This is a genomic window from Citrobacter sp. H12-3-2, from assembly GCF_009649895.1.
Lineage (GTDB): Bacteria > Pseudomonadota > Gammaproteobacteria > Enterobacterales > Enterobacteriaceae > Citrobacter > Citrobacter portucalensis.
This window is the reverse complement of record NZ_CP045837.1, coordinates 3,727,806-3,747,121: the sequence shown is the minus strand read 5'-3', so window position 1 is coordinate 3,747,121 and position 19,316 is coordinate 3,727,806. Positions and strand designations below refer to the sequence as shown.

The window sequence follows — 19,316 nt, the reverse complement described above, 5'->3', positions numbered from 1 at the left end:
CAGAGGCAGCATTCGAAAGATAATAAAATTTATTATAGGGAAATTTCATATGAAAAAGAAAGTACTCCTTTCTGCCTCTTTGTTGCTTGTTGCAGCTATCAATGTTGCGCATGCGGCAGACTTAACTGATGACCAGGGCACCGTCACTTTTACCGGTACCATTATTAACCCGCCTTGCCAGGTTGAGACAAACAGCGAAGATGTTCAGGTACCCTTTACCCCGCTGGGGACGAACGCCTTTGCTGGTATTGGCGAAGAAGCGTCTCAGGTTCAGCCGTTTGCAATTAAATTGACTAAGTGCCCGGAAAATACTGTGGTAAACCTGACCTTTGCAGGTGATACCGCAACGGAAAATACGCAGTTGAAAGCGCTTACTGGCGGCGTTGATACCGGTGTTGGCATTGTGGTTTATGGCGCTGATGCCAGCAATGATAAAGTCGTTTTTAACGACGAAGCGAACTCTGCTTTTGCTCAAACGACCGGGGCAAGCGAAGAAAATGACCTGACGTTTAACTTCACATCAAAAGTTGTGGCAACCGTTGATCCGGCGAGTATCAAAGGCGGCGAGTTTGCCGCAACCACAACCTATACCATTTACTATCCATAAGGGACGTAGAGTGGGTGTGACGTAAGTTCAGACAGGATATGCCATAGGATAATCAGGGTATGTCCTGTAATTCTTTTCGAGATTTAGCCATAAGGGATGAATGATGAATCTCAACATTTCTGGTTTGCTGTTTTCAGCAATATTCATTCTTTTTCAAAACACTGCTTCGGCGGGGGTGCAAATTAGTAATACGCGTATTATTTATCCTGGAGATGTGGATGAAGTTCAGGCAACGGTAAAAAATACGGGTAATGGAAATCAGCTTGTTCAGGCATGGGTTGATAACTTCGATAAGAATGATAAAAGTAAGCCTCCTCTTATTATTACTCCTCCGTTATTTAAACTTATTGGCGGACAGACGAATATCCTGCATTTTATCTCAGTCGATAAAAATGGCATCCTGACAAAAGATCGTGAACAAATTTTTTGGGCTAATATCAAGTCTATCGAAGCGACGCCTAAAGTGTTAGTACAACAAAGTAAGCTACAATTGGCTACCCGCAGTCGTATTAAGCTGATATGGCGACCAAAAGGATTAAATAAAAACGACGCGCAAGAAGCATACAAAAGTCTGATATTTTCTGTTTCAGGTGGACGTTTGGCTGTGGATAACCCGACGGCATACTATATTTCTTTGCATAATATGACCGTTGACGGCAAAGAGGTAAAGCCGCCGAAAGATACGCTTTCTGCTGTGTCTATGATGATTTCACCCTATTCAAAAATGATCTATTCCCTTCCTGGTGGGAACGCTAAGTTTGTTCGATGGAGTGCAATCGACGACTACGGCAATGCCACTTCCGAACAGGAAAAGTCACTTTAAATTTGGCGGATAAGGATATCCACAATATGCGGCCTATCAATAATAATCATGAAATTCTCTCATTGAAATTATCAGCTATTGCCACCGCGTTGATGTTGTGTAGTCCGTTTTGTATCGCTGAATCACAAGTTGCTGATGATGAGTTTAATATTGATGCGCTACGTTTTGATTCCCCAATAGACAGCGCAGAGGCGATCCGTACTTTTTTAGACGATAATGCACTTGCACCAGGCGTCTACCTCAGTTCTGTTTATTTTAATAATCATTTTGTTGAAAAAAAGAATGTGACGTATGTGCTTAATGAAGCCCATACCGCACTCATTCCCGTGTTAAAAAAATTAGAACTGGCCGCCTATGGCGTCAATGTCAGCAAAATGCCATTGATGAAAACGATGTCTGATGACGCCACGGTTGATGATATCGGACGTTACATTGAAGAGGCTTCCTGGACTTTCTCCACTCAGCAACAACGGTTGGATATTCGTGTACCGCAAGTTGCTGTTAATCAGGAAGTGCAGGGGTATATCGACCCTGATAATTGGGATGATGGAATACCTGCTGCACTGTTGGGTTATTACTATAGCGGCTCTAAAACACACTACAGCTCTCAGGGCTCGTCGACACAAAATTACCTGAGTTTAAACAGTGGGCTGAATGTAGGGCCGTGGCGCATACGAAACAATGGAAACTACCAAAGTGGAGACGGTTGGGAAAACATTTCGACGTATATTCAGCGGGATATAAAGCGCCTGCGTAGCCAACTGACGCTCGGCGATAGCTCTACAGCGGGAGATATTTTTGACAGCCTTCCGATTCGTGGTATTCGTCTGCAAACAGATACCGCTATGCTGCCCTATAGCCAACAAGGGTTTGCGCCGGTGATCCGGGGGATTGCGAAAAGCGATGCTAAGGTGACCATTAAGCAAAATGGCTACACTCTCTATCAAACCTATGTCAGCGCAGGGGCGTTTGAAATTACGGATGTACCGCAGGTATCTTCCGGCAGTGATTTCGATATAACAATCACGGAGGCTGATGGGAGTGAGCGTAGCTTCGTTCAGACGTCGTCTTCTTTACCTATCATGCAGCGACAGGGGGCATTGCAATATAGCGTTGCCGCCGGGCATTACCAAAATAATGATACATCAGAGGATCCTAATCTGGTCGAAGCGCAACTTATCTATGGGTTGCCTTATGGTTTTACCGTGTATAGCGGCGTGTTGGGCAGTGATTTTTATCGTTCCGCGGCATTAGGTTTTGGTATCGATCTTCATGATTTTGGCGCGTTTTCGTTTGATGCCACAACGGCCAGAAGCGAAGTGGCTGATAACGTCTGGCAGGGGATGTCTTATCGTGCCCAGTATGCGAAGAATATTGATACGACCAACACCAATCTTACGCTTGCGAGTTATCGATACTCTACCCGTAATTTTTATACGTTTACGGAAACGTTAAATAACCGAACTAACGATATTGATGACGACAGTTTTTATGCTTATCGCAATACCAATAACCGTCGTAGCCGCTTTCAGGTAAATATCAGCCAGAGCCTGAATGAGCTAGGTTCTTTCTATCTCTCAGGTTATCAGCAAGATTACTGGGGGCTGGCGGGTTATGAGCGCACGGTTTCTGTCGGTTATAACCAGAACTGGGAACGGATCCGATTTATGCTCAACTATTCGTTGACGCAAACGCCAACCTCACATCGTGATGAGCAGGTTTCATTTACTGTCAGTATTCCCTTAGATAAATGGTTACCCAGTGCCTGGGCGAATTATACTTATACAGATAACCGTCATCGTAGTCAGCAACATCTGATTGGGATCAGTGGTACTGCATTGCAGGATGATAACCTTAATTATAATCTCCAGCAGTCCTGGGGGAATAATGGAATGGGGGAGAATGGAAGTATGAATGCCACCTGGCAAGGCTCATTTGGCTCTGTTTCTGGTGGGTACAATTATGACAACAACAGCCGGCAAGTGAATTATAAGTTACAAGGTGGGATTATCGGCCATGCTGGCGGGATTACTTTAGCACAGTCGCTACCTGAAACGGTGACCTTAGTCGATGCCGACGATGGACCTGATATTAAAGTAGAAAACAGTACCGGTGTATATACTAATTCCTATGGCTACGCCGTTATTCCATATGCCTCACCCTATCGAACGAATAACATTATATTGAATACAGCGAGTAACCCTCAGGTTGATATCGCGGAACCCGTCAAACAGGTAATTCCTTCGCGTGGTGCGGTCACACTGGCAACATTTTCTGCACGCACCGGTATACGTGTTTTGTTATCGCTACAACATAATGGAAATAACGTTCCTTTCGGCGCGCTTGCGGCATTGGCAAGAGAAAACGAAAAAAATTATGCCAGTATCGTGGGTGATAACGGACAGGTTTATTTAACCGGTGTATCGGCAGGCGATCGCGTTATGGTGAAGTGGGGTGAGAAAGCGACACAGCAGTGTACCGCGCAGATTGCTATTCCTGCCGATGAACTTACCAACAAAGCCGTTGCTATATTAGCGGCAGAGTGTAAATAAAGGTGAAAGTGATAATGATATCCTTCATTAGGTATGTGATTGTATTTTTTGTACTAAACTGGTCAGTGGTAAGTTATGCTTCATGTTATTATAGAAATGATACGACAGCTGCAACCTATACGGTCACCGTTCCGACTATTAACGCTCAGCGCGATGTCCCTGCAGGAACTGTCCTATGGGATAGCGGTTATCTTAGTGCTCCAAATCAATCGGATATATTTTGTAATGGGGTGCACCCAATCTATCGTGGATATGATGACTCATCATTGACACTGGTAAATGGCGTTGAAGAATATGTTTATCAGACGAATAACCCAGGTATTGGGATTAAAATTTGGTGGTTGTCTGTTGAGAGTGGCAAAAGCTACTCACCAAGTGATGCCCGTATTTTTTATTCTCCGGCAAAGGCCGAGGGTAATAAAACATGTAAGGGGTGTGAATACATAAATGTATCGGCAATGTTTGAGGTGCGATTAATCTCAACCGGGCAACCTATTACAGATACTCCCTTGCAATTATCACGATTTAGTGCTTCCCGAATATATGAATCCGCCGCCCAACTTCATATTAACTTCACCGATGCAGATGTGGTAGTTAACAGTGCCAGTTGTGTACTTAATAGTAAGAATATTTCTGTTAATTTGGGACGTTACTTTAAAACTGTCAGTCTGAATAACCCGGGTGATACTGGTGATGCGGTTGATTTTAAAATTGATTTGACGTGCGATCCGGATACCAATGTCAATGTATTATTTTCTGGTACAACGGCAGCAGGCGATAGCACTATTCTGACATTAAATGATCTTGATTCTCCGGCGTCTGCGCAAGGTGTCGGTGTGCAAATTTTATATAACGATCGGTTAGTGACTTTTGGTGAACTCCTGCCCACGGTGAAAAATGTTGCAGAAGGGAGCGTCAACCTGCCGTTTAAAGCACACGTCATACGTTTAAATGAGAACTTGCGGGCCGGCGAAATCAACGCCACGGCGACCTTTGATATGATTTACCGCTAGCGGTTATTTTTTAAGCGTAAGAATAATATGCAGGGAATGATATTGCCGATCTTGTCGGCAATATCAATACGTCGAAAAATCAGCGTCATTCCACTCTGAAAGTGTTGTCGAGTTTGCTGTAGCCCAGCCCGTTGATTTTTTTCACTTTGATTTGCACCGGAATGCGTTCTTTCATTGCTTCGACGTGGCTGATCACGCCAATGGTTTTACCGGTAGCGTTGAGTGCATCCAGTGCGTCCAGCGCGGTATCCAGCGTTTCGCTGTCCAGCGTGCCGAAGCCTTCGTCGAGGAACAGGGAGTCAATTCGTGTTTTGTGGCTGACCAGATCGGACAATGCCAGCGCCAGCGCCAGACTCACCAGGAAGCTCTCGCCGCCGGAGAGCGTACGCGTGTCACGCACCGCATCGGCTTGCCAGGTATCGACCACTTCCAGTTCCAGCGCTTCGCTGGCCTTGCGCTGCAACAGATAGCGACCGTGCAGACGGGTTAACTGGTTGTTGGCAAGCCAGACCAGGTTATCCAGCGTCAGTCCCTGGGCAAATTTGCGGAACTTATCTCCCTCTTTCGAGCCGATCAGCGCATTCAGATAGCCCCAGTCTTCGACCTGTTGCGCGACGTTATCAATCTCCTGCATCAGCGCCTGCTGTTGCTGGCGGTTTTCAGCATCCTGCCTGAGTTGCTGGCGAATCTCTCCCTGACGAGTGGTGTTATCCCGCAGCAGTTGGGTGAGCTGCGCCAGCGTGTCGCGAAGATGTTGTACCGTGAGCGTGAGATCCACCCCGGTTGGTTGCTGCTGTTGATGAGTCACCAGCGCCTGCTGGGCCTGATTAAGCAGCGTTTGTGCCTGTTGTTGCTGGACTTCCAGCGATTGTTTCAACTGCTCAAGACGGTTGAAGGTCTCTTCATCCAGCAGGGCGGCGATAAAGGCGTCACGATTGTCAAAGATGCTGGCCTGCAATGCGGCATCAAACTGCGCCTGAATGTCTGCGGTGCGCTGAACGTCCTGTGCTTCCTGCTGCTGCAAGGTTTGCCACTGTCCCTGTAAAGAGAGGCAATCGTCGTGCACCTGCCGCCAGTTTTCCAGCGGCAGATCCTCAATGATTTCAGAAAGCGCCTCAGATTCTGGCAGCGTTTGCAGCAGCGGCGCAAGCTGGGCAATCCGGGCCTGTAACTCAGTCAGTTCATTCTGGCGCTGTTGCCACATTTGCGCTTCGTTCGCCCGTTCTCTTAGCCATGAGGAGACTTCATCCTCGGGCGGAAGGGCCAGACCATGACGGTCCAGCTCTGAGGTTAACGTTGCCTGGCGCTGGTCAATATGCTGTTGGAGTTGAGTAATCTGTTCGGTATGCGCGGCGATTTGCGCCTGCAGGGTATGACGCAAGCTTAACTGGTGAAGCTGTTGTTCGTACTCTTCCTGAGCGGCCAGCCACGGGGCAATGTCATCCTGCGGTTGTAGCGATACGTTGAGGCTGGCGGTAACGGTCAACCACTCCTGAGTAAGTGCTTGCTCCTCCTGAGAAAGCCTCTGTGCTTCATGTTCATCGCGCTGAAGTTGCTGCGTTATCGCCTCAAGCTGCCCGCGCAGGGTTGAACCCTCATCGGCCAGCGTTTTGACCTCTTTTTCCAGCGCTTCACGTCGTGCCTGATTTACGCTCAGCTCAAGCGTCTGGTAACGCGCGATAGCCGGATGTGTAATAGAGCCACAAAGCGGACAAGGTTTGCCGGATTCCAGTAATGCCCGATGGCTTTCCAGATCTTTGATGCGGGCTTCCTGCTCGCAAATGAGTCTCACATCGGCAAGTTGCTGATTTTTATCTTTATAGCGCTGACGTTTCTCGGCAAGTACCGCGTTGCGCTGGGTCAGCTCTTGCTGGCGCTGCACCAGTGAAGCGCGTAGCTGTGCCAGCTGCTTTTGCTTCGGGGCGATTTGCCCGTGCAGATTACTGAGGCGCTGGCGTAGTGGACGAAGCTGCACATGTTGCGCCAGCGCTTCTGTCACTTCCTGCGGCGAAAGGGTCAACGTGGGAAGCTGCAGGGCATCGAGCTTACGTGTGTCGTTCTCCCGCAGCTGTTGCCACTGGCGTAGCTGGGCGCTGGCGTCGGACTGTTGCGCCAGCAGCGCTTTCCATCCTGCCAGTTCGCTACTCCATAAGCGGAAGCGGTCATGTTCGTTCAGCCAGTCGGTTAACGTCTGTTGTTCGGCGAGTATCGCGGTAGATTGCGTGTGCGCCTGCTGACGGATACGCCCGCGCAGCGCTAAGCTGCTTTGTAAGCGAGTATTCACTTCCTGAATCTTCTGGCGCGTACGCTCGATAGTAGCCGTTTGTTCCTGGATTCGCTCCCAGTGAGGGCGCAATGCTCTGGCCGGCTGCGCCAGGCTCAGCGCTGCCAGCTGCGGCTGCGCGTCTTCTTGCGCCTGAAGTGCTGCCTGTAATGCCTGCTGGTGGCGGTTTATGTCCGTCTGAAGCTCATTTTGCCGAATAAGCCAGTTGAGGTGCTGTTGCTGGGTTTGTTGGCTGGTAAGGTATTGTTTTTCTTCGTCAGTAAGTACCTGCAAACTTTCCGTCAGGGACTGCACCTGCTCTGGTGCTAACAGCGCCACGCCGCTGGCCTGGGCCTGCAGTTTTTCCAGCTCCGTACGCGCCGACTTGTGCTTTTCAAACACCATGGCGGAGATTTGGCCGTAGATCTCAGTACCAGTTAACTCCTCCAGAAGCTCGGCGCGCTCTTTCGGTTTGGCATTAAGAAAGGCGGCAAACTGGCCCTGAGACAGTAGCATCGAACGGGTAAAACGCCCGTAATCCAGCCCGGTAAGCTCGGCTGTCATCTCCAGCTTGTCTTTGACTTTATCGGCGAGGATTTTACCGTCAGCGCAGCGGGCTAGCTCTACGCGCGGGACCTGCAGGTTGCCCTCGGGCTGATTGCGCGCCCGGTTCTGGCTCCAGAATGCGCGGTAGGCTTCGCCGCGCACCTCAAACTCAACTTCGGCCAGACACTCCGCGGTATCGCGAGTCATCAGGTCGTTTTGCGACTGTGACACGGTATTCAGGCGCGGTGTTTCGTGGTACAGGGCGAGGCAAATCGCGTCCAGCAGGGTGGTTTTCCCCGCGCCCGTTGGCCCGGTAATGGCGAACAACCCGTTGCTGGCAAAAGGTTCTGCAGTGAAATCGACTTTCCATTCTCCCTTCAGGGAGTTGAGGTTCTTCAGGCGCAGGCTGAGAATTTTCATGCTTCACTCTCCCCGGCAAGCGTGTGTAAGGTTGCGCTAAACAGCTGATTCAACCGCTCACGCTGAGGCTCCTCGAGCTCTTCCAGCGCCAGGCGGCGGTCAAAAACTTCCGTTACGCTTAGCTCGCTTAACGTTTCGCGTCGTTCATTGGCCATAATACGTTCACGTTGTTCCCGACTGCGGCGCACCAATAACACCTCGACCGGTAAATCTTCGGTTAAGGCCTGGATCTTACGTTGCATGTCATGCAGATAGTCGTCGGTGGTGATTTCAATATCCAGCCATATCGGCGGCTCTTGTGGCACGTTACGCCACTGTTCAAGCTGGGTGGTAATGGCGGCTAAATCGCCTTTCAGTACCGCAAGCGGCTGGGTGACCGGTACGGTGAGATTTTCAACGGCCCTGAGTTTCCCCGCTTCGAAACTCACCAGATGTACACATTTGCTTTTGCCGCACTCGTCAAAACTGAGGGCAATCGGTGAACCGCAGTAGCGAATATGGTCCGTCCCGCCGATAACCTGCGCCCGATGAATATGCCCCAGTGCGATGTAGTCCGCGGGTGGAAAGTTTTGCGCCGGAAAGGCGTCCAGCGTACCGATATAAATGTCACGTACGGCGTCACTTTTACTGGCGCCAACGGTGGTCAAATGCCCGGTCGCAATGATGGGCAGGTTTCGATCGCCACGCAGCGTGCAGGCGTCCTGATACTGCTGCTGGTAATAGTCGGTGATCGCCCCCAGCAGATGCTGCTGTTTTTCTTGTCCGGTTAGCCCGGCCTGGCTGGTAATGATGTCACGTGGTCGTAAGAAAGGAACCGGACACAGGATCGCTCCCGGCGTGCCATCACGTTGCGGCAGCACCTGCGGCGCATGGCCGGCGCTGGCAACGACCGTGGTGTTGAGAAACGCCAGAATATCGCGGGATTCATTGAGCGTGGCGACGGAATCGTGGTTGCCTGCCAGCACGACCAGATGACAGCCAGTTTGCTGCAGATTGACGACAAAACGGTTATACAGCTCACGGGCGTAGCTTGGCGGTGAGCCGGTATCGAAAATATCGCCCGCCACAATAATGGCATCCACCTGCTGGGATTGTGCCGTTTCCAGCAGCCAGTCGAGAAAGGCCTGATGTTCAGCGGCGCGGCTCTTGCTGTAGAAATTTTGGCCCAGATGCCAGTCAGACGTGTGAAGGATGCGCATAAGAGTTCCATGACGATAAAACAGTGGCGGGGATTATAACCTTTCAAGGACGGTAATATCTTGTCTCCGGGCTGTCATAATTCGTCTGGCTGCGTTAAACCTGGACTATCTTTTCATAAATCTGTCATAAAACTGACGCATAATGGCACCGTATTGATGGCAAACGATTTAATTATAAACAGGGCAAATCATGGCGAGACGTATTCTGGTCGTAGAAGATGAAGCTCCAATTCGTGAAATGGTCTGCTTCGTGCTCGAGCAAAACGGTTTTCAACCCGTAGAAGCCGAAGACTATGACAGTGCTGTGAACCAACTCAATGAACCCTGGCCGGATCTCGTCCTGCTTGACTGGATGCTTCCCGGCGGCTCGGGTCTACAGTTTATTAAGCATCTCAAGCGCGAAGCCATGACGCGGGACATCCCCGTAATGATGCTGACGGCGAGGGGAGAAGAGGAAGATCGCGTCCGGGGTCTGGAAACCGGTGCGGATGATTATATTACCAAGCCGTTTTCTCCCAAGGAGCTGGTGGCGCGTATTAAAGCAGTGCTGCGTCGTATTTCCCCCATGGCGGTGGAAGAGGTTATTGAGATGCAGGGGCTGAGTCTTGATCCCACTTCGCATCGCGTAATGACTGGCGAAGAACCGCTGGATATGGGGCCGACCGAATTCAAACTGTTGCACTTCTTTATGACTCACCCCGAACGCGTCTACAGCCGTGAACAACTCCTCAATCATGTCTGGGGAACCAATGTCTACGTAGAAGACCGGACAGTGGATGTGCATATCCGCCGCTTACGTAAAGCGCTGGAGCACAGCGGACACGATCGTATGGTGCAGACAGTTCGCGGGACGGGATATCGTTTTTCGACCCGCTTCTGACTGACAAGAATCAGGGCCTGATGGATTAGGCCGTTTATGGAGTAAGACGTTTGCTAGAACGATTGTCATGGAAAAGGTTGGTACTGGAGCTGATCCTGTGCTGCATACCGGCATTTATCCTTAGCGCTTTTTTCGGTTACCTGCCCTGGTTTTTACTGGCGTCGGTAACGGGCCTGCTTATCTGGCATTTCTGGAATTTATTACGTTTATCCTGGTGGTTATGGGTCGACAGAAGTATGACGCCGCCGCCGGGGCGAGGCAGTTGGGAGCCGTTGTTATATGGGCTGCATCAAATGCAGCTTCGCAACAAAAAGCGCCGTCGAGAACTGGGTAACCTGATTAAACGTTTTCGCAGCGGGGCGGAATCACTACCCGACGCGGTGGTGTTGACCACCGAAGAAGGCGGTATCTTCTGGTGTAACGGACTGGCTCAGCAGGTTATGGGACTGCGTTGGCCGGACGATAGCGGGCAAAATATTCTTAACCTGCTGCGCTACCCGGAATTCACACAATATCTGAAAACGCGCGATTTTAGCCGGCCAATCAATCTGGTGCTCAATACCGGACGGCATCTGGAAATTCGCGTGATGCCCTATACCGATAAGCAATTGTTGATGGTGGCGCGCGACGTTACCCAGATGCACCAACTGGAAGGTTCACGGCGTAACTTTTTCGCCAACGCCAGCCATGAGTTGCGCACACCGCTGACGGTGCTGCAAGGCTACCTGGAAATGATGCAGGAGCATCCGCTGGAAGGGACAACGCGCGAAAAAGCACTGCATACCATGCGTGAACAAACGTATCGTATGGAAGGCCTGGTGAAACAGCTGCTGACGCTGTCAAAAATTGAAGCTGCGCCGACGTTGCAGCTGAATGAGAAAGTCGATGTACCCATGATGCTGCGCGTGATCGAGCACGAAGCGCAAACCCTGAGCCAGCATAAACATACGTTTACCTTTGATGTCGATAACAGCCTGAATGTGCGAGGCAACGAGGAGCAGTTGCGTAGTGCTATCTCGAATCTCGTGTACAACGCGGTGAACCATACACCAGCGGGAACGCACATTACCGTACGCTGGCAGCATGTGCCGTCAGGGGCGGAGTTTTGCGTGGAAGACAACGGTCCGGGCATTGCCCCCGAGCATATACCACGTTTGACCGAGCGTTTTTATCGTGTGGATAAGGCGAGATCGCGACAAACGGGCGGTAGCGGGCTGGGTCTGGCTATCGTGAAACATGCGCTGCATCATCACGACAGCCGTTTGAACATCGAAAGCGAACCAGGCAAAGGGACGCGATTTAGTTTCATGATCCCGGAACGTTTCATTGCCAAAAGTAACGGCTAAGACGTATTCGTAAGATAATCTTTCCAAAAGCCAGCGCAAGCTGGTTTTTTTTATGTGGTCAATAGATGCCTCCTGAATTTTACGACGTTTGATTGTTTTTTGTTCGAATGATTACCCATACCTTTTTCCATGAAATGGTGTTTTGTGCTAACCCTATTTTTCATATCGCTATATTGTTCTGGTTTTTGGATCCCACCTTGCTTTAAAACGTTATAAGCGTTTAAATTGCGCTCCAGGTGCTGTCATACCGACTGCATTTACGCGGTAAATCGAAAAACTATTCTTCGCCGCGCCAGGTCGGGAGTGTTTCCCGCTGGAATTGAGCAAAAATGCCGCTGTATTGTCCCCCAGGGAAAGGCAAAAATTTACTATTTTCAACACCACATCCACAGGCAGTAAGACTTTATGACCCATCAGTTAAAATCGCGCGATATTATCGCTTTGGGATTTATGACATTTGCACTGTTCGTTGGTGCAGGTAACATCATCTTCCCCCCAATGGTTGGTTTGCAGGCAGGTGAACACGTCTGGACTGCGGCTTTTGGCTTTTTGATTACGGCCGTTGGCCTGCCGGTACTTACCGTTGTCGCGCTGGCGAAAGTCGGCGGTGGTGTGGACCGACTGAGCACGCCTATCGGTAAAGTTGCCGGTCTGCTGCTGGCGACCGTTTGCTATCTGGCCGTTGGGCCGTTATTTGCTACCCCGCGTACCGCGACGGTCTCTTTCGAAGTCGGGATTGCACCGCTGACTGGTGATTCTGCGCTGCCGCTGTTTATCTATAGCGTTATCTATTTCGCGATTGTCATTCTGGTTTCGCTTTATCCGGGCAAACTGCTGGATACGGTGGGTAATTTCCTGGCACCGCTGAAAATCCTGGCGCTGGTGGTCCTGTCTGTCGCTGCAATCGTCTGGCCAGCAGGCCCGATCAGTAATGCGATGGAAGCCTATCAAACTGCGGCGTTTTCTAATGGCTTCGTGAACGGGTATCTGACCATGGATACGCTGGGCGCGATGGTGTTTGGTATTGTTATCGTTAACGCCGCTCGCTCGCGTGGTGTTACTGAAGCGCGTCTGCTGACCCGTTATACCGTTTGGGCGGGTTTAATGGCGGGTGTGGGCTTAACGCTGCTGTATCTCGCGCTGTTCCGTCTGGGTTCAGATAGCGCGATTCTGGTCGATCAGTCTGCTAACGGCGCGGCGATTCTGCATGCGTATGTTCAGCACACCTTTGGCGGTGCAGGAAGCTTCCTGCTGGCGGCGCTGATTTTCATCGCCTGTCTGGTCACCGCGGTTGGCCTGACCTGTGCGTGCGCAGAGTTCTTTGCCCAGTACGTTCCACTGTCTTATCGCACGCTGGTATTTATCCTCGGCGGCTTCTCGATGGTGGTTTCTAACCTGGGTCTGAGCCATCTGATTCAGATCTCTATTCCGGTGCTGACGGCTATCTATCCGCCATGTATCGCACTGGTTGTATTAAGCTTTACCCGCTCATGGTGGCATAATTCTTCCCGCGTCATTGCTCCTGCGATGTTTATCAGCCTGATTTTTGGTATCCTTGATGGCATTAAAGCTTCTGCAATTGGCGACGTGTTACCGGCCTGGACCCAGCGTTTACCGCTGGCGGAGCAGGGGCTGGCGTGGTTGATGCCAACAGTCGTGATGGTGGTCCTGGCAGTTATCTGGGATCGCGCCGCGGGTCGACAAGTGACCTCCAGCGCACACTAATATCACTGACAATAAGTTTTAACCACGGGGCTATTAACATGGCCCCGTGGTTTTTTTATTGTGTTAACAGGTTAGGAATCGATGGAAAGTAATAACAAGCTAAAGCGTGGGCTGAGCACCCGGCACATCCGCTTTATGGCATTAGGTTCAGCAATTGGTACCGGGCTGTTTTACGGCTCGGCCGACGCTATCAAAATGGCGGGGCCAAGCGTATTGCTGGCCTATATTATCGGCGGTGTCGCGGCGTACATTATTATGCGTGCGCTGGGCGAAATGTCTGTTCATAACCCGGCAGCCAGCTCCTTCTCGCGCTACGCGCAGGAAAACCTCGGACCGCTGGCAGGCTACATTACCGGCTGGACCTACTGTTTTGAAATCCTGATTGTCGCCATTGCCGATGTGACAGCCTTCGGCATATACATGGGCGTCTGGTTTCCGGCGGTACCGCACTGGATTTGGGTACTCAGCGTGGTGCTGATTATCTGTGCCATCAACCTGATGAGCGTGAAGGTGTTTGGTGAGCTGGAGTTCTGGTTCTCGTTCTTCAAAGTCGCCACCATTATCATCATGATTGTCGCCGGTTTCGGTATCATCATTTGGGGGATTGGCAACGGCGGGCAACCAACCGGTATCCATAACTTATGGAGCAACGGTGGCTTCTTCAGCAACGGCTGGCTCGGCATGGTGATGTCGCTGCAAATGGTGATGTTTGCCTATGGCGGGATTGAGATTATCGGGATTACCGCAGGCGAAGCCAAAGACCCGGAAAAATCTATTCCGCGCGCCATCAACTCCGTACCAATGCGTATCCTGGTATTTTATGTGGGGACGCTGTTCGTCATTATGTCTATCTACCCGTGGAACCAGGTGGGTACCGACGGTAGCCCGTTCGTTATGACGTTCCAGCATATGGGCATTACTTTTGCTGCCGGGATCCTCAACTTTGTGGTTCTGACTGCGTCGCTGTCGGCTATTAACTCTGACGTCTTCGGTGTGGGGCGTATGCTACACGGCATGGCGGAGCAGGGCAGTGCCCCGAAAATGTTCGCCAAGACGTCGCGTCGTGGCGTGCCGTGGGTGACGGTAATGGTGATGACTATCGCGCTGCTGTTTGCGGTGTATCTTAACTACATCATGCCGGAAAACGTCTTCCTGGTGATCGCCTCTTTGGCGACCTTCGCCACGGTATGGGTGTGGATTATGATCCTGCTGTCGCAGATTGCTTTCCGTCGTCGTCTGCCGCCGGATGAGGTCAAAGCGCTGAAATTTAAAGTTCCGGGTGGGGTAACGACGACCGTTGTTGGCCTGATTTTCCTGGTCTTTATCATCGCGCTCATCGGCTATCATCCGGATACCCGCATTTCGCTGTACGTCGGCTTTGCGTGGATTGTCCTGCTGCTGGTCGGATGGGGATTCAAGCGCCGTCGCGAGCGCCAACTGGCTGAAGCACAGTAATATTTTTGCCGGGTAGCTTTGCGTTACCCGGCAATTTTCTCCTCCCCCGAACTCCTCCCCCAATAAACGTTAAGATGATGAGTGATCCTGCACTTCGCTATGGCAAGGTGACGTCATTATCATCAAAGGGGATACGTGATGTTGAACGCCTGGCACCTTCCGGTTGCCCCATTTGTTAAGCAAAACAAAGATCAACTGACGATTACATTATGGCTGGCGGGGGAAAATCCACCCCAGCGGGTGACGCTACGCGCAGAAAACGATAACGAAGAGATTTCGCTGGCTATGCACAAGCAGCGCAGCCAGCCGCAGCCGGGTGTGACCGCGTGGCGAGCGGCGATCAATCTCTCCAGCGGGCAGCCTCGTCGACGCTATAGCTTTAAATTACTTTGGCTCGATCGTCAGCTGTGGTTCACCCCACAGGGATTCAGCCGTTTTCCGCCTGCGCGTCTGGAGCAGTTTGCGGTTGATGTGCCGGATAACGGTCCGCAGTGGGTTGCCGATCAGATTTTCTATCAAATTTTCCCGGACCGTTTTGCCCGCAGCCAGTCGCGTGAAGCGGGCCAGGATAACGTCTATTACCACCACGCCGCCGGACACGACATCGTGCGGCGCGAATGGGACGAACCGCTTACGGCTCAGGCCGGTGGCTCCACGTTTTATGGCGGCGATTTGGACGGCATCAGCGAAAAGCTACCGTACCTGAAAACGTTAGGGGTCACGGCGCTGTACCTGAATCCTGTATTTACCGCCCCGAGCGTGCATAAATACGATACCGAAGATTACCGTCATGTTGATCCGCAATTTGGCGGCGACAGGGCGCTACTGCGTCTGCGGCACAACACCCAACAGCAGGGCATGCGTCTGATTCTCGACGGCGTCTTTAACCATAGCGGCGATTCGCACGCCTGGTTTGACCGACATAATCGGGGGACAGACGGGGCGTGCCATAATCCAGAATCCCCCTGGCGCGACTGGTATCATTTCTCAGCCGACGGCGTTGCACTCGACTGGCTGGGATATTCCAGCTTACCTAAGCTGGACTTTTCCTCGGAAAGCCTGGTGAATGAAATTTATCGTAGTGAAGACAGTATCGTCCGCCACTGGCTGAAAGCGCCGTGGAGTATGGACGGCTGGCGTCTTGATGTGGTGCACATGCTGGGAGAGGCCGGAGGCGCACGTAACAACCTACAACATGTGGCTGGAATTACGCAGGCGGCAAAAGAAACCCAGCCAGAGGCGTATGTGGTGGGTGAGCATTTTGGCGATGCGCGCCAGTGGTTGCAGGCTGATGCAGAAGATGCCGCCATGAACTATCGCGGCTTTACTTTCCCCCTCTGGGGATTTCTCGCCAATACCGATATCTCATACGACCCGCAATCCATTGATGCCCAGACCTGTATGGCATGGATGGATAACTACCGCGCGGGGTTGTCGCATCAGCAACAGCTGCGGATGTTTAATCAGCTCGACAGCCACGATACCGCCCGCTTTAAATCTCTGCTCGGTAAAGACGTCGCACGGTTACCGCTAGCGGTGGTATGGCTGTTTACCTGGCCTGGCGTGCCCTGTATTTACTACGGTGACGAAGTGGGGCTGGACGGGAACAACGATCCGTTTTGTCGCAAACCGTTCCCGTGGCAGCCTGAAAAACAGGACGCTACTCTGCTGGCGTTGTATCAGCGGTTGGCAAAATTACGCCACCAGAATCAGGCGCTGCGCCACGGTGGTTGCCAGGTGATTTACGCCGAGGATAACGTGGTAGTGTTTGTTCGCGTGCTAAACCGACAGCGCGTCCTGGTGGCGATTAACCGTGGCCACGCTTGTGAAGTGGTCCTGCCAGCCTCGCCATTACTGAGCGTGAGTCAATGGCAGCACAAAGAGGGCAACGGCATGCTTGCCGACGATATCCTGACGTTGCCGGCGATTTCCGCCTCAGTATGGATAGGTCATTGATATAAGCGCGCAATTTCCGGGCTTGCCAGCAGCGTTTCCCGCCACCAGCGCTGTGCCAGCCCATCGCGGTTATTGCGCCATGCCATATAAGCCACGTCTTTTTGGCGAAATGAGATAACCGTTTTTTCCACCAGCTCGCCCGTGGTAAGCCACGGGCTGGCAATATGGCGGGGGAGAAATCCGCAGCCCATACCGGCTCGTAGTAGCATCACCTTACTGTGGAAGTCATCGACGCGGATTTGCGCCTGTTCCTCCATCAGATTGGTTTGTAACGGATGGCAGAAGCGGGCGCTGTCGCTGATAACAATCGCCCGATGCAGGCATAACTGTTCGTTGGTCAGGCCGTCTGCTGCTGCGGCCAGCGGATGCTCAGGCGCAACGACAAACACATTGTCCAACGTGCCGAGCATTTTATAGGACCAGGCTGCAGACGTTGGCGGTTCATTAATTGCCCCCAGAATAATATCGGCTCCATTATGGGTCAGCTCCTCCCAGGAGCCCGCCAGCGTATGGTGGGTAAAACTGAGGCGAGTTTGCTTATTCAGCGCATGAAATTCATCGATAATGGGCAACAGCGCGGAGAAAGGGAAGGAGTCGTCCAGCGCAATTGCCAGCTCTTTTTCCCAGCCTGAACTCAGCTGTACCGCCTGCTTTTCGAGATCTTTCGCCGCATTCAGCAGCAAACGCCCTTTTTCCAGCATCATCTGTCCGGTATCGGTAAATTTTGCCCGGTGCCCGGAACGGTCAAGCAGCTCGATATTCAAATCGCTTTCCAGCTTCTGAATCATATAGCTGAGTGCGGCAGGGGTTTTAAACAGCGACTCGGCCGCTGCGGCAAATGAACCCTGTTTGTCGAGAGCGTCGAGAATAAGCAAAACATCCAGATTAATGCGCATAAGCAGAAAATATCCTGAAAATTAAACCCTTCTGTTGTACCGAATGAAGTAAAACAATGCCAGTGAATAAATTAGATGAGTCATGCGCATTTTTTTGATGTTGTTTAGGATATATCGCAACACAAAATTAATAGTTTCACAGGATGGTAAGTTTTCTTTAATAACTCGTTAGAAATTTCCCGCTATACTCAACAAGCTTTCTGATTCAGGATCCTGCTGCTGACGGCAGATACAGACCGTTGCCTTTTAACTTATTGATTAAGAAGGTGTGCTATGTCTATTCGGGAACTGATTGACCCTCAAAATTCTACGCTTATTTTTATTGATCATCAGCCGCAAATGTCATTCGGTGTGGCGAATATTGATCGCCAGACTTTGAAAAATAATACCGTGGCATTAGCGAAAGCCGGGAAAATATTCAATGTTCCGGTGATTTATACTTCTGTAGAAACCAAAAGTTTTAGCGGATATATCTGGCCGGAATTGTTAGCGGTTCATCCTGATGTCAAACCCATTGAACGCACCTCAATGAACTCCTGGGAAGATGCGGCGTTTGTGAAAGCGGTGGAAGCGACCGGGCGTAAAAAACTGATTATCTCCGCGCTGTGGACCGAAGTATGCCTGACTTTTCCGGCGCTGATGGCACTGGAGGCAGGCTATGAAGTTTATGTGGTAACGGATACCTCCGGCGGCACGTCCGTAGATGCTCATGAGCGTTCTATCGACCGCATGGTACAGGCAGGTGCCGTACCCGTAACCTGGCAACAGGTTCTTCTCGAGTACCAGCGCGACTGGTCCCGCAAAGAAACCTACGACGCCGTCATGGATCTGGTGCGCGAGCACAGCGGCGCCTACGGTATGGGCGTGGATTATGCCTATACCATGGTGCATGGCGCGCCGGAACGTAAAGCTTAAATACATGTCATCCTTCATGTTGCATCTTTGTTGGCTTCGCTTGCGTACCCCGGTCACTTACTTATGTCAGTTCCCGGGGATCCACAACCTTGCCGCCTCGATGCACCATGAATGATTTTGTGTATTGCTTTCCTGGCCTAAGCGGCCTGTTTCCTGTCAACAAGGAACCCTTCATGGCGCAGAACAAACATGTGACGTTGGTAATTACTCACACTCTGCTACCTGAGCAGGCGCAGCGGTATGAGCAGTGGCTGGGGAAAATCATGCCTGTAGCGGCTGAATTTCCCGGTCATCTCGGGGCGAACGTTATTCGCCCGGCAGATGGCAACAACCTGTGGAACATCATTATCCGCTTCGACACGCTTGAGCATCTGTATAGCTGGACCCAGTCCGATACGCGCCGCGTGTTGGTCGAAGAGATTGCTCCACTGCTGGCTGAAGGTGACAAAACCGAAATTCGCACCGAAGCAGCGTTCTGGTTTACGCCGCCCGCGGCCCATGTACGCCAGCCCAAACGCTGGAAACAGTTTCTGATAACCCTGCTGGTGATATTTCCCAGTACCAATCTGGTGCCGTGGTTGACCGGCATTGTACTGCCTGCAATGAAGGGCTCGTTACTCCTGCATCTCATCAATGATGCCTTTGTGGTTGCGCTGGTGGTCTGGTTCTGGATGCCCATCGTAACCCGTCTGTTTGCCGGATGGCTGAAAAAAGCCTGAC

The 19,316-nt window shown here is 51.3% G+C and carries 14 protein-coding genes; 11 read left to right on the top strand and 3 right to left on the bottom strand.

What is annotated here, in order from left to right:
* Window positions 1-49 precede the first annotated feature (49 nt).
* The 4 genes from GHC22_RS17950 (at window position 50) to GHC22_RS17935 (ending at window position 4,995) form a co-directional block, all read left to right on the top strand.
* Window positions 50-607, top strand: a complete 558-nt coding sequence (locus GHC22_RS17950; RefSeq protein ID WP_048235986.1) for a fimbrial protein — start codon at window positions 50-52, stop codon at window positions 605-607.
* Between the two features lie 100 nt (window positions 608-707).
* Window positions 708-1,430, top strand: a complete 723-nt coding sequence (locus GHC22_RS17945; RefSeq protein ID WP_228553197.1) for a molecular chaperone — start codon at window positions 708-710, stop codon at window positions 1,428-1,430.
* Between the two features lie 26 nt (window positions 1,431-1,456).
* Window positions 1,457-3,982, top strand: coding sequence for a fimbria/pilus outer membrane usher protein (locus GHC22_RS17940; RefSeq protein ID WP_153753665.1), 2,526 nt, complete (start codon window positions 1,457-1,459; stop codon window positions 3,980-3,982).
* Window positions 3,983-3,996: 14 nt separating this feature from the next.
* Window positions 3,997-4,995 (top strand): fimbrial protein, encoded by a 999-nt coding sequence (locus tag GHC22_RS17935; protein ID WP_153753664.1) that lies wholly within the window; start codon window positions 3,997-3,999, stop codon window positions 4,993-4,995.
* A gap of 85 nt (window positions 4,996-5,080) precedes the next feature.
* Here GHC22_RS17935 and sbcC read toward each other — a convergent pair whose 3' ends face one another.
* Together sbcC and sbcD are read right to left on the bottom strand one after the other, a co-directional pair.
* Window positions 5,081-8,224: an exonuclease subunit SbcC gene (sbcC, locus tag GHC22_RS17930; RefSeq protein WP_153753663.1), complete on the bottom strand. Its 3,144-nt coding sequence runs from the start codon at window positions 8,222-8,224 to the stop codon at window positions 5,081-5,083.
* Entirely contained in the window at window positions 8,221-9,423 is a 1,203-nt protein-coding gene (gene sbcD / locus GHC22_RS17925) for an exonuclease subunit SbcD (protein ID WP_153753662.1), read from the bottom strand. The genes sbcC and sbcD overlap by 4 nt, the downstream gene beginning before the upstream one ends.
* Before the next feature lie 190 nt (window positions 9,424-9,613).
* Between sbcD and phoB the strand changes: the two genes are divergently transcribed.
* The 5 genes from phoB (at window position 9,614) to malZ (ending at window position 16,785) form a co-directional block, all read left to right on the top strand.
* Window positions 9,614-10,303 carry a phosphate response regulator transcription factor PhoB gene (gene phoB, locus GHC22_RS17920; RefSeq protein WP_003830970.1) on the top strand — a complete coding sequence of 230 codons (690 nt, stop codon included), beginning with the start codon at window positions 9,614-9,616 and terminating at the stop codon, window positions 10,301-10,303.
* Window positions 10,304-10,353: 50 nt separating this feature from the next.
* Window positions 10,354-11,649 (top strand): phosphate regulon sensor histidine kinase PhoR, encoded by a 1,296-nt coding sequence (gene phoR, locus GHC22_RS17915; protein WP_153753661.1) that lies wholly within the window; start codon window positions 10,354-10,356, stop codon window positions 11,647-11,649.
* 405 nt (window positions 11,650-12,054) lie between these two features.
* A complete protein-coding gene (gene brnQ / locus GHC22_RS17910) occupies window positions 12,055-13,374 on the top strand; it encodes a branched-chain amino acid transporter carrier protein BrnQ (RefSeq protein WP_003021501.1) in 1,320 nt (439 codons plus the stop codon).
* Window positions 13,375-13,455: 81 nt separating this feature from the next.
* Entirely contained in the window at window positions 13,456-14,829 is a 1,374-nt protein-coding gene (gene proY / locus GHC22_RS17905) for a proline-specific permease ProY (RefSeq protein WP_008783922.1), read from the top strand.
* Window positions 14,830-14,967: 138 nt separating this feature from the next.
* A complete protein-coding gene (gene malZ / locus GHC22_RS17900; RefSeq protein WP_153753660.1) occupies window positions 14,968-16,785 on the top strand; it encodes a maltodextrin glucosidase in 1,818 nt (605 codons plus the stop codon).
* Here the strand turns inward: malZ and GHC22_RS17895 are convergent.
* Window positions 16,779-17,681: a LysR family transcriptional regulator gene (locus GHC22_RS17895; protein ID WP_048235979.1), complete on the bottom strand. Its 903-nt coding sequence runs from the start codon at window positions 17,679-17,681 to the stop codon at window positions 16,779-16,781. The two genes, malZ and GHC22_RS17895, sit on opposite strands and share 7 nt — an antisense overlap.
* Window positions 17,682-17,954: 273 nt before the next feature.
* On the opposite strand from GHC22_RS17895, the gene GHC22_RS17890 reads away from it, so the two are divergent.
* A complete protein-coding gene (locus GHC22_RS17890; RefSeq protein ID WP_003021513.1) occupies window positions 17,955-18,596 on the top strand; it encodes a hydrolase in 642 nt (213 codons plus the stop codon).
* Window positions 18,597-18,769: 173 nt separating this feature from the next.
* On the top strand, window positions 18,770-19,315 hold the full coding sequence (locus GHC22_RS17885; protein ID WP_153753659.1) for an antibiotic biosynthesis monooxygenase: 546 nt from the start codon (window positions 18,770-18,772) through the stop codon (window positions 19,313-19,315).
* Window position 19,316: the final 1 nt, after the last annotated feature.